At 44.6% G+C, this 12,683-nt stretch carries 7 protein-coding genes and 1 CRISPR repeat array (1 of these 8 running past the window's edge); of the genes, 5 read left to right on the plus strand and 2 right to left on the minus strand.

The genetic code is table 11. The features are described from left to right. The 5 genes from AABK37_RS25665 to AABK37_RS25685 form a co-directional block, all read left to right on the plus strand. Positions 1 to 1,991: condensation domain-containing protein (locus AABK37_RS25665; RefSeq protein ID WP_432554345.1), on the plus strand; the 1,991-nt coding region annotated here is incomplete at its 5' end. Between the two features lie 100 nt (positions 1,992 to 2,091). After that, entirely contained in the window at positions 2,092 to 3,378 is a 1,287-nt protein-coding gene (locus tag AABK37_RS25670) for an MFS transporter (RefSeq protein ID WP_432554346.1), read from the plus strand. A gap of 75 nt (positions 3,379 to 3,453) precedes the next feature. Beyond that, entirely contained in the window at positions 3,454 to 3,672 is a 219-nt protein-coding gene (locus tag AABK37_RS25675; protein WP_432554347.1) for an MbtH family protein, read from the plus strand. Positions 3,673 to 3,709: 37 nt separating this feature from the next. Further along, complete coding sequence (locus tag AABK37_RS25680) at positions 3,710 to 8,128, plus strand: amino acid adenylation domain-containing protein (RefSeq protein WP_432554348.1); 4,419 nt, start codon at positions 3,710 to 3,712, stop codon at positions 8,126 to 8,128. 78 nt (positions 8,129 to 8,206) lie between these two features. Then, positions 8,207 to 8,431, plus strand: a complete 225-nt coding sequence (locus tag AABK37_RS25685) for an MbtH family protein (RefSeq protein WP_039755004.1) — start codon at positions 8,207 to 8,209, stop codon at positions 8,429 to 8,431. Positions 8,432 to 8,543: 112 nt separating this feature from the next. On the opposite strand, the gene AABK37_RS25690 is transcribed toward AABK37_RS25685, so the two are convergent. Continuing rightward, on the minus strand, positions 8,544 to 8,930 hold the full coding sequence (locus tag AABK37_RS25690; protein ID WP_432554349.1) for a hypothetical protein: 387 nt from the start codon (positions 8,928 to 8,930) through the stop codon (positions 8,544 to 8,546). Positions 8,931 to 9,547: 617 nt separating this feature from the next. After that, on the minus strand, positions 9,548 to 11,632 hold the full coding sequence (locus AABK37_RS25695) for an AAA family ATPase (RefSeq protein ID WP_432554350.1): 2,085 nt from the start codon (positions 11,630 to 11,632) through the stop codon (positions 9,548 to 9,550). Positions 11,633 to 11,796: 164 nt separating this feature from the next. Continuing rightward, positions 11,797 to 12,683: direct repeats of the CRISPR family, unit length 37 nt; unit sequence GTTTCCATTAATTCGTCTCCACATTGTTAGTGGAGAC; it runs 1,402 nt beyond the window's last position.

The following is a 12,683-nucleotide window of genomic DNA, read 5'->3' on the forward strand; positions in this document are numbered from 1 at the left end:
TCAAAATCCGTGGCTTCCGTATGGAACTCGGAGAAATTGAGGCACAACTTCGCCAACACCCAAGCGTGCAACTTTCAGTCGTCATCGCCAAAGAGATTGCGGGTGATAAGCGCTTGGTGGCTTACATTGTACCCCAGACTGAGCCTGCGCCCACTATTAGCCAGTTGCGTGACTTCCTACATCAGCAGCTACCCGAGTACATGGTACCCTCTTATTTTGTGGTGCTCGATGCGATGCCACTCACACCCAATGGCAAAGTTGACCGCCGTGCCTTACCCTCACCCTCCGGGCAACTTGAATCACACAACTTTGTGGCTCCGAGAACACCGATTGAAGAAATGCTTGCTGGGATCTGGGCATCGCTGCTGGGTATAGAACGTGTGGGTGTCTATGACAACTTCTTTGAACTTGGTGGCGATTCTATTCTCACCATTCAAGTAGTTGCCAAAGCCAATCAAGCTGGACTGCAACTGACAGTGAAACAACTGTTTGAGCGTCAGACGATCGCACAATTAGCAGCAGTTGTATCTGCTGCGAATCAAGCTGAACAAGGTGTAATGACAGGGGCATTGCCGCTGACACCAATTCAGCACTGGTTCTTTGAGCAGAATTTACCTGAGCCAGCACACTGGAACCAAACATTGTTGCTGGAAATGCAACTAGGTACTGAGCCGAATATTTTAGAGCAAGTTGTGCAACAGTTGCTAGTACATCATGATGCCTTGCGCTTGCGTTTTGAGAGAATAAATTCTGGTTGGCAGCAGAAGAACGCTGCGGTTGACGATCACATACCATTTACCCGGATAGATTTATCAACACTACCAGAAGCACAGCACAAAGCTGTGATTCAAGCAAAAGTCGCAGAACTACAAACTAGCTTAAACCTGTCAAACGGACCAGTGGTGCGAGTTGCTTGGTTGTTTCTTGGCGATCGCTTGCCCAGCCGACTGCTAATAGTCATCCACCACTTAGCAGTAGATGTTGTATCATGGCAGATTTTGTTGTCAGACTTGCAAACAGCCTACCAGCAACTCAGTAGCGGCGCAGCGATACAATTGCCAGCGAAGACCACAGCGTTCAAACATTGGGCGCAACGATTAACAGAGTATGCACAATCACAACCCTTGGAAAAAGAACTGGGTTATTGGCTAACAGAATCATATGAGCAAGTTGCAAGCATACCACTAGACTATCCTCTGGGTGCGAACACCGAAGCATCTGCACGCACGGTGTCTGTGTCATTGTCTGTGGAAGAAACTCGTGTATTACTCGAAGAGGTGCCAAAAGCGTACAGCACACAAATCGATGACGTGTTGCTTACAGCCTTGGTGCAGGTGTTAGCTGAATGGACTGGGTCGAACTCTATCCTGTTCAACTTGGAAAGTCATGGACGAGAACACATCTTTGAAAATTTAGATTTATCACGCACTGTGGGATGGTTCAGCACCATCTTTCCAGTGGTGTTAGAGCTACAAGCAACAGACAATCCAGGTGAGACCTTAAAGTCAGTTAAAGAGCAACTGCGTCGGGTTCCGCAGCAAGGTATTGGCTATGGCTTGCTGCGCTATCTCAAAGGCGACACCGAAATTGCCGCCAAACTGGAAGCCTTACCACAAGCTCAGGTAAATTTCAACTATTTGGGTCAATTCGATCAACTGCTACAAACATCCTCTATTTTCAAAATTCTCAGTGAATCTACCGAACCAAGCCGCAGCCCGATCGCAAACCGCAGCCATTTGCTGGACGTGAGTGGCTTAATTTTAGAGGGTCAGCTGCGACTGAATTGGACTTACAGTGAGAAAGTGCATCTGGACAGCACAGTTGAGAGTCTAGCACACAAGTTTTTGCAAGCATTGCAAGCGCTGATTGCTCATTGTTTATCTCCTGAGGTTGGAGGTTACACACCTTCAGACTTTCCCGTAGCAGACTTAAGCCAAACAGACCTTGACGAGTTGATTGCACAACTACAACAGGAGGATTTGGATTACTAAATGAAAAAGAATAATTCGGTTTCCCCAACGTCCAAGTTCTGGCAGAACAATTGAAACGCTGCATTGAGCAGGCACAGGCAGATAATTTAGCAACCGAAAAATGCGGACTTTTATAATCATCTGGATTGGACAACTGGCATCGCTACTTGGCTCTGGTCTTACTGGCTTTGCTTTAAGTATATGGGTGTACAAAAATACGAACTCAGTCACTCAGTTTGCGTTGATTTCTTTGTTTACTTTGCTACCGGGCATGATCGTCTCCCCGCTTGCGGGTTCGCTTGGGGATCGGCGAGACCGACGCAAGGTAATAATTTTGAGCAATTGTGGAGCTGGGTTGAGCATCCTTTCGATTGCAGTGCTATATTTCATTGGACATCTTGAAATCTGGCATATCTACGCAGCAACAGCTGCTAGTTCCGCTTTCAACGCCTTGCAGTGGCCTGCTTATAATGCTGTGATCCCACTGCTTGTACCACCGCAGCATTTAGTTCGTGCCAATGCTATGTTCCAACTAGGGCTAGCTGTCTCGCAGCTAATTTCGCCAGTGCTAGGAGGCTTTCTCCTAGTGACCATTCAGATTGAAGGTGTCCTTATACTTGACGGAATTACCTTCGTTTTCTGCCTTGTGATGCTCTTGCTGGTTCGGCTGCCCAAACCTAGAACTACGACAAAAGCCGAAGGGTTGAAAAGCTCAATGTGGCACGATGCCTTGGTAGGCTGGGATTATATCACAAATAGACCTGGTTTGTTCTGGTTATTGATTCTTAACTGTGTCTACCATTTTGTTGAGGGAATTGCCATTGTGCTATCGACACCACTGTTGCTTTCTTTTACCTCGACCGCTGTACTTGGCACTATGCTGTCCATCGGTGGCAGCGGTATGCTACTCGGCACAGCACTCATCAGCACTTGGGGTGGAGGGAAGCGCCGCATATATAGCGTACTCGGGTTTATGCTGTTGGGCGGGTTATGCATGCTGCTGGCTGGGCTGCGTCGTGACGTTTTGCTGTGTACTGTTGCCATTTTCTTTCACTTCTTCAGTCTGCCGATCGTTGTCAGTGCTAGGCAAGCCATTTTTCAGACCAAAGTTGCGCTTGATGTGCAGGCAAGAGTCTTCGCTTTCAACCGAATACTGATCGATTTATCTCTGCTGCTTGCTTACCTAAGTGCTGGACCGCTAGCTGACCAAGTGTTTGAGCCGCTGCTTACCATTAATGGACCGTTAGCTGGAAGTGTTGGAAAGATAATTGGTGTCGGACCGGGACGTGGCATTGGCTTGCTGTTCATCCTCATGGGAATGGTCATGATGATAGCAACTGTTACCAGCTATCTTTCTCCGCGCTTGCGACTGGTAGAGTCTGAGCTACCAAATTTTATCCCCCACTAAATAACTGCCTGTTTTGCTATTTAGTTGCAAAACAGTGCTGGCTCAAGCAAACTAACTGTAATTTTTGGAGTAATTATGAGTTGGAATGACCAAGAAGACACAACTATCTACAAAGTCGTTGTAAATCACGAACAACAGTATTCAATTTGGCCTAGCGAGCGGGAAAATGCTCTTGGTTGGACAGATGTTGGTAAAAGCGGCACAAAGGCAGAATGCCTAGCTTACATAAAAGAAGTGTGGACTGATATGAGACCACTCAGCCTGCGCCTGCAAATGGAAAAATCGGCACAATAAAGCTAAATATTAAATTTATCTTCAGCTAAAGAAATAAATGAAAAAGAATAATATTGAAGACATTTATCAACTATCCCCGGTGCAGCAGGGTATGCTGTTCCACACCCTTTATGCTCCTTCTTCAGGGGTGTATTGTCAGCAATTGAGCTGTACTTTTACAGGGAGGCTGGATGTTCAAGCTTTCGATGCAGCATGGCAGCAAGTAGTAGCGCGGCACGTAGTTCTACGAACTGCTTTCATTTGGGAACGCCAAGACCAGCCGCTACAGGTGGTGTACCGACAGGTGAAACTACCAGTAGAGATCCATTCTTGGATCGGACTATCTCCTGATGAGCAGCAACAGCAACTACAAGCCTTTTTTGAGTTTGATCGCCAGCGTGGCTTTCAACTGTCCAAGGCACCACTGATGCGCCTGACCCTAATTCAAATGTCCGAGGACGTGTATCAATTCGTGTGGAGTTATCACCACATACTTATAGATGGGTGGTCACTGCCTTTGGTGTTCAAGGAAGTGCTGGGCTTTTACGAAGCATTATCTCAGAAGCAAGATTTACAACTGCAACCGAGTCGTTCCTACCGCGAGTACATTGCTTGGTTACAGAAGCAGAACTTGGAAGTTGCCAAAGAATTCTGGCGGCAAACACTCAAGGGTTTGACAGCACCAACACCGCTTGTAGTTGATACACAGCAAAAGTCCAGTTTGCAAGAAAGCTACAACGAGCAGCTTCTTGAGCTATCACAAACAGCAACAGCAGCCCTAATGTCTTTGGCACGGCAGCATCAACTAACGTTAAACACCTTAGTGCAAGCAGCTTGGGCTTTACTTCTCTCACGATACAGTGGCGAAACCGACGTGGTTTTTGGCGTTACTGTTTCAGGTCGTTCAGCAGCCTTACTCGGCTTGGAATCGATAGTCGGTCTATTTATCAACACCCTGCCCATGCGGGTAAGCGTGCAGGGCGATCGCTCAATTTTTCCTTTGCTGAAGCAAATACAGAAGCAACTCTTTGAAATTAGCCAATATGAGTACAGTCCACTAGTACAAGTCCAGGAATGGAGCGATGTGCCGCGAGGACAGTCGCTGTTTGAAAGTATAGTGGTGTTTGAGAATTATCCCGTAGATGCTGCTTTACAAGAGCAAAATTTGAACCTGCAAATAAGTGATGTTCGTACTTTTGAGAAGACAAACTATCCTCTAACGATAATGGCGGTGCCCGGTGCACAATTGTCTTTACGGTTCATCTACGATGGACAGCGTTTTGACGCTGCGACGATCGCTCGCATGGCAAATCATTTTCAAACTTTATTAGAAGGGATTATTGCCAATCCCGATCGACAGCTATCAGATATACCGCTACTGACTGCCGCAGAACTTGATCAAATACTGGTGGAATGGAACAAAACCCAAGCAGATTATCCCAAACAACTGTGTATCCATCAGTTATTTGAGCAACAGGTAGAAAAGACACCGGATGCGGTAGCGGTGGTGTTTGAAGACAAGCAACTCACCTACGGCGAGCTTAATACAAAAGCAAATCAATTAGCGCACCACCTACAGAGATTAGGTGTGGAACCGGAAGTGTTGGTTGGTCTGTGCGTAGAGCGATCGCTAGAAATGGTGGTGGGACTGCTGGGCATTCTCAAGGCGGGTGGAGCGTATATGCCGTTAGACCCTGCCTACCCACGCGATCGCTTGACATTTATGCTAGAAGATGCTAATGTGCCAGTGCTGCTAACCCAAGAGCGGTTGATGGCAACATTGCCGGAACATAAAGCTAAGGTAGTATGCTTGGATGCCGACTGGCAAGAGATTGCTCAAGAAAGCGCAGGCAATCCGTACAGCAAGGTAACATCCGAAGACTTGGCTTATGTAATTTACACGAGCGGCTCCACTGGCAAACCAAAAGGAGTTCAAATTCTGCATGGTGCTTTAGTTAACTTCTTAAATGCCATGCGCCTTACTCTAGAACTAAGCCAGAAAGATACCCTCCTATCAGTTACCACATTATCTTTTGATATTGCCGCACTGGAATTGTATCTACCGCTGATTGTGGGCGCTCGTTTAGTAGTAATCAGCCGCGAAGTTGCCACTGATGGAACCGAGTTATTAAAGCGTCTGTCATCTGAGGGTGCTACAATTATGCAAGCCACTCCAGCAACTTGGCGGTTGCTTCTAGCATCAGGATGGCAGGACAGCAGGCAATTGAAAATTCTCTGCGGTGGTGAAGCACTCAAGCGCGAACTCGCCAATCAGTTGCTTGAACGGGGCATTGAACTGTGGAACCTATACGGTCCTACAGAAACCACCATTTGGTCAGCTGTCCACAAGGTAGAGACTCTCAACAGTGCTTCTTCAGCTGACGGCATCGTTTCTATCGGTCGCCCAATTGCCAACACGCAATTTTACATTTTAGACAAACACGAAAAGCCAGTTCCTGTGGGAGTTCCTGGAGAACTACACATCGGCGGTGTATCTTTAGCCCGTGGTTATCTCAATCGACCAGAACTTACATCTGAAAAGTTCATTCTCAACTTTTTTAACAACAAGGCTGGGGAACGCTTGTATAAAACTGGGGACTTGGTTCGCTACCTGGCAGATGGTAAGATAGAGTACCTGGGACGGATTGACGAACAGGTGAAAATACGGGGCTACCGGATTGAACTGGGAGAAATTGAAGCTTTACTCAACCAACACCCAGATGTGCGAGAAACTGTGGTCATCGCCAAAGAAAACATTCCAGGCGATCGACGTTTAGTAGCCTACATTGTCCCGCATCAAGAGCAGATACCCACAATTAGTGACCTGCGCTCCTTCCTAAAACAAAAACTACCTGAATACATGGTGCCTAGTGCTTTCGTGGTGCTGGATACCCTACCACTGACACCCAACGGCAAAGTAAATCGCAAGGCGCTACCAGATCCTGAGTCGGCACAACCCGAACTAGAAAAAACTTTTGTGGCTCCCCGCACACCAACCGAGGAGGCACTGGCTGAAATCTGGACTCAAGTGCTTCGACTTGAGCTTGTAGGTGTCAATGACAATTTCTTTGACCTTGGTGGTCATTCCCTTACAGCTACTCAACTGGTCTTCCGCGTACAAAATACATTCAAAATAAAATTGTCCTTACACGCTTTGCTCGAAACACCTACAGTTGCGGGGATGGCTCAAGTCATTGATAATGTTCGTGACTGCAAACCGACTCCACCTGCTACAATATCTGTCACGGATCTCAATGCAGAAGCTGTTTTAGATGATACAATTCGTCCCGCCAACATACCCGTTGAGCAGATCGCAGAGCCAGCACGTATTTTTCTAACTGGAGCAACAGGCTTTCTGGGAGCTTTTTTACTCTATGAACTCCTACAGCAGACCAATGCTGACATTTATTGCTTGGTACGCTCCTCTAATGTGGAAGAAGGCAAAAAGAAGATACAAGCAAATCTTGAATTCTACTCACTTTGGAATGAATGTTTTAGTTCCAGAATTATCTTAGTTATAGGAGATTTATCTCAGCCACTTTTTGGTCTTTCCAATCAACAATTTCAATTGTTGGCAAGTACAATAGATGTGATTTATCATAATGGCGCATTAGTTAATTTCGTCGATCCATACCCTAAACTTAAGGCAGCTAATGTTCTTGGAACTCAAGAAGTCCTGAGATTGGCAAGCCAAATTAAAGTGAAGCCTGTACATTATATTTCTACCTTTTCCGTTTTTGCCTTAGTGGACTTCACTAAAGATCGGGTATTCCGAGAAAATGACTCTTTAGATCATGGTGGTAGTCTTGTTGGTGGCTACCAGCAGAGTAAATGGGTTGCTGAAAAGTTAGTAACAATTGCACGCACTAGAGGACTTCCTGTCTGTATCTATAGACCGGGAAGAGTATCAGGGCACAGCCAAACAGGAATCTGTAAGACAGATGACTTAATCTCCAGAATGATCAAAGGCTGCATTCAACTCGGAAGTGTTCCAGACCTAAACACAATGATGGATATGACTCCTGTGGACTATGCAAGCAAATCTATCATCCATTTATCAAGGCAGAAAAAATCACTGGGGGAAACCTTTCATATTTTTAATCCCCACCCTGCCTACTGGAACAACCTTGTCACTTGGATTCGCTCTTTTGGTTACTCGCTTCAACAAATTTCGTATGACAAGTGGCGAGCTGAACTGCTGAAGGTTGCTGAACATTCTCCAGATAATGCATTGTATCCACTAATACACACATTTAACGAGGAAGCAGCTGATGGTAACTCAGTAAAGGTACAGTTCGACACTCAGAATACGCTCGATCACCTTGTAGGAACCTCTATCAACTGTCCACAAATAAGCGCTGAATTACTTAGTACCTACTTATCATACTACATTCGTAGTGGTTTTTTGGAGGCTCCGCAGCAGATTGATAAAGTTGGATATTCTTTAAATAAAGCACCTGGCGCTATTACTAGATAGCGATATCATAGGACAAAGGAGTAGCAAAACTGTGCTAGCAGATCAAGTAAAGTAAGTGTCAATTTTTTTGGAGTGATTATGAGTTGGAATGACCAAGAAGATACAACTATCTACAAAGTTGTCGTAAATCACGAAGAACAGTATTCAATTTGGCCTAGTGAGCGGGAAAACGCTCCTGGTTGGACAGATGTTGGTAAAAGCGGGACAAAGGAAGAATGCCTAGCTTACATAAAGGAAGTGTGGACTGATATGAGACCACTTAGCCTGCGTCAGCAAATGGAAAAATCAGCACAATCAAATTAAAGATTGATCCTGGTACGAACATCGTCTGTTGACAACTGGCTGTCAAACTTAAACCAAATCCGCAAGCGAAGATACGCCTTTTCTGCTTTGACTACGCAGGAGCAGGGCTGTTTCATTCCACAAGCATTTCTGAGTTTGTCAATATCGTTAGAGAGAAATCTTTGAGCCGTTGTGATGGAAAGATAACCATTTCGACGAAGTACATTGAGTGCGTTGGCGTTCGCGTACTCCGTTGGAGAAGCCGCAGGCTAGCGTCTCGTTCGCGCAAGCGTCTCCCTTTGGGAGAAGAGAAGCCTTGCCGTTCGCGGAGCGTCTCCGACAGGAGAAGGCATCGCTCTAATAATTCAGGACTTACGCAAAAATTTTCTCTCTTCCTCATTCCTCTGTCGAGGATGCGTTCTGAGCGGAGGTTTCCTCCGCTCAACGCCAGTTCGCCCAAGTCGGGAAACCCTTTCGGCAGTCGCTCATGGGGGGAACCCCCAAGACCGCGCTGCCTCACCAAGCGACTGGCTCGACTTTCCGCTATGAACTCTGCGTCACGCCAGTCGCCTCAACAGGACTCCACCCCCGCACGGAGAAAGCGGCTTCTCTGCGGTAGCAGAAGTGCAAGCCGCTCCGCGTCTACGTTTTTCATGACGAGTGCGTAAGTCCTAATTAATTTAAGTTCTTGAACTGAGTTCAGTCCTTGGAAAACAAATAGTGCTGTTGTACTATTTGCCGCGATCGCCTGGACAGTGTGTGCCAGTTGCGTAAGTCCTGAATTCTTTACTGCGCTTCGTCAAAGGCTGTGGGACACGAGCGTGTATGCTTGTGGAGGACATATTGTCATATTTCTCCTTGTGAAACAAGAATCCCCGTCAAAAGAAAGGAGAATCAAACTTTTGAGCGATCGGTTTGATTGTGCCTACCTACTTATTTATGGCTAATTTAATCTTTGTTATTAGCGGTTTTTGTTTGATACAAATAATAAATATTTGTTATTTATTATGAGATTTATTGGCTTCTTTGCATCGTTCTTCAAGAGCGAATACTTAAATACTATCTACTCTTCCTTTGAAAAATTTACTGTTTTATTGCTCTTGACAAATTTACATAAGATTGCTATCTGTCAGTTATTCATTTGTCATAAACTCCAATAATACCGCTACCAATTCCTTTCACCTTCTCCACTAATTCTGGTGGTTCTACCACTTTCACATTTCCACCAAAGCCAATAATCCACCGCAATAAATCAAATTCATCTAATGACCACTTGGGTAATATAGTCTGAAATCGGTTGGGAAATTCTCTATCACTAGTTTGTTTCAACGAAAATATAGACTTGGGAAGATTGACTTTTGTACTTTTAACTGGGGGAGACATTTTGATTCGTGCAAACCGCTTTGTTCCTTCGGTGACGAACTTGTAGATATCGTTATTAAACCAAAGTTCAACTATTATACACGCTGTAACGCGCACTTGTTTATCATGACTTAAAAACTTGCGTTGTTCAGCTGTACTATTACCAAGAAACAATCCCGCACTACCTTTTAATAATGCTTGCAAGCGTTGCAATGACTTTTCTTGTTCAGTACGGGAACGTGTTAGGTTTTGCGGTTTACCTAAGAATAATCTATCTAACCTCTCAAACCGCAACAAACCCGGTTCATCCCCATCAATGCATTCAAACCCCAAATACCAAGCTAAGTTAGAAAAAACGATTTGCAACGGGTAAGCTAAAAAGAAACTTTTTGGATCGTCGTTATAGCCAGCACTACCAGAAAAGCGATTTAATTCTAAGAGTTCACCGTTAGCGATCGCCTGTTCTAATTTTGATAAATTATTCGCCAAAGCGGTACTATGTAAATATCTTGAGTCAACTATTGAGCTATTGGCAATTGACCTCACGGGGTAAATATTTTCACCAGGATTCATCAGTTTGGTTTGTAACATTCGTTGCTTGAATGTTTCGTAGATTTCTAACGCTAATGGGTCATCAAGCGATCGCGCTTGCGACTGGAGAATCTCAAAAACCTTGATTAATTCTTGTTGGGAGAGAATTCCCGTACCAGCAAAGTAACCGTTTCGCATGGGAAATGATGGTAATATTTTATATGGTCTAAGAATTTTTTCAATATCTTTACGGAGATTATCCAAGGAGTTACCATAAATAACTCCCGCTTGTTGAAGTGCGATCGCCAGAGTTGATAAACTTCCCTGACCAGCGTTGGCTAAAAAAGGGTGGTGAAGGATAAAGCGAATTGTTCCGATCAAGCGTTGGAAAGGTTCGGTATCGGAGTAGGAATGAGTGGAAAATGGGGAGAGTAGGGGAATCTGTGCTTCTAGCTTCTGTTGTCTTGCTTCAATTGCTATTACACCATTTTCAATCAGCCACTGCAAGTCTTTGGCGATCGCTTCTTGGTTAGCGTAGATATTGCCGCGCAACTTCGCCATGATAGCAGTAATTTGTTGGATATCATTGGTAAATTCAGGTACATTGCCGAGAATATTGTCCAGCAAACTGGGGTTAGTTGCGTGCAAGTTGCCGATACCGGGATACTTGATAATTAAGGAAATCAAGTGCATTAAGCGGTCAAAATCGAGCAAATGGCTGTAGTTATGAAAGGTGATACCGTTGTGTTGGGTGCGGTTGTGACGGTTGATGATGCGACGTTGCAGGGTTTTGATGCGCTTTTCGATTTGTGTTGCTTTTGCTGCGGTATCTGTTAGGAGTGTTGTTACATCAACTTCTTCGACTGCTGCAAAACCTTCACCTGGAAGCGGTGGAAAGTTTGACAGTGATTTGTACATGCTGGCAATTATCTCGTTTTGAACGTGGCGATCGCGTTTTTTGTTCCACTCAATACAGGTTTCAATAGGTGTTTTTAGATACCACGCCATCCAAACGGGAAAGTCAAAAGAATCTCTTTTTAATTGTTTTTCTGCCTTGATTAAAAAATCCATGCGGAAAGCGCGTTTGAAGTTGGTAGCGTCGTAGATGACACTTTTACCGGATGCGATCGCGTTTTCAATATTTTCGAGTGCTTGGTTTTCAACTTCACTCCAATTGCCTTGAATGGTAGCGTCTCCATAAAGTGCAGCGCGAATTTCGTCGGTGGAGACGATGACATAGTTACCGAGTTTGCAGAGTGCAGCAGCGAAGGTTGATTTACCACTACCCGGAACACCAATCAGAAAGTGGCAGATATTTGATGCAGACATCAGGGTTTATTAAAGGCAGAAGTTTTTAAGCAGTATTTTTTTACTGTTTACTGTTTGATGTTTCTATCATATATCCGATGTCTGGGTGTGTCGAGTTTGTTCGTGCGAATGACGAAAATGTTGTTGGTGCGATCGCTTTCCGTTTGGTTTCCATTCTTGCTCGCGTTTCCATTAATTTGTCTCCACATTGTTAGTGGAGACCTAAAAATCCCCATTGGTACTCCCGCGAATGGGACGTTTCCATTAATTCGTCTCCACATTGTTAGTGGAGACCAATAGTAACGAGATTGATTTGACTGGTGTTATCGAGTTTCCATTAATTCGTCTCCACATTGTTAGTGGAGACTTAATTTGAAACTCCTCGCTTGCCCAAACGTTCCCAAGTTTCCATTAATTCGTCTCCACATTGTTAGTGGAGACGTAATTGGTTTAAGAAATCGATGGCTATCTCGCGTTTCCATTAATTCGTCTCCACATTGTTAGTGGAGACGTACATTGCAAAAATATGTTGTAGTTGTTTACTAGTTGTTGTTTCCATTAATTCGTCTCCACATTGTTAGTGGAGACATAACAAATGCTTTTAGTGGTCAGTGTGATCTGATGTTTCCATTAATTCGTCTCCACATTGTTAGTGGAGACAAAAACCATTTCCCGCCCCCTTGCATGAAATTCGAGGTTTCCATTAATTCGTCTCCACATTGTTAGTGGAGACGTTTTGGTTATAAATGTTTCCGAAATTACAGGCTTTAAGTTTCCATTAATTCGTCTCCACATTGTTAGTGGAGACAAAACTCCGGATAAGCGAGTTCCCGAAACAGGCTACAGTTTCCATTAATTCGTCTCCACATTGTTAGTGGAGACGTCTCTAACAACTTCTTTAAATTCCACCAGTTTGGGTTTCCATTAATTCGTCTCCACATTGTTAGTGGAGACAGTGAAAGGTAGTGGTGTAGAAAGCAAGGTTGCTAGTTTCCATTAATTCGTCTCCACATTGTTAGTGGAGACCGCACTCACCGAACGGCGCGAGAATTCACTGTGATGTTTCCATTAA

The sequence above is a fragment of the Tolypothrix sp. VBCCA 56010 genome (genome assembly GCF_050875635.1).
Taxonomy (GTDB): Bacteria; Cyanobacteriota; Cyanobacteriia; order Cyanobacteriales; family Nostocaceae; genus Hassallia.

Coding starts and splice junctions, on each gene's coding strand:
- AABK37_RS25685 (WP_039755004.1), top strand. CDS start 8,207: ATGAGTTGGAATGACCAAGAAGATACAACTATCTACAAAGTTGTCGTA.
- AABK37_RS25695 (WP_432554350.1), bottom strand. CDS start 11,632: ATGTCTGCATCAAATATCTGCCACTTTCTGATTGGTGTTCCGGGTAGT.
- AABK37_RS25670 (WP_432554346.1), top strand. CDS start 2,092: ATGCGGACTTTTATAATCATCTGGATTGGACAACTGGCATCGCTACTT.
- AABK37_RS25675 (WP_432554347.1), top strand. CDS start 3,454: ATGAGTTGGAATGACCAAGAAGACACAACTATCTACAAAGTCGTTGTA.
- AABK37_RS25680 (WP_432554348.1), top strand. CDS start 3,710: ATGAAAAAGAATAATATTGAAGACATTTATCAACTATCCCCGGTGCAG.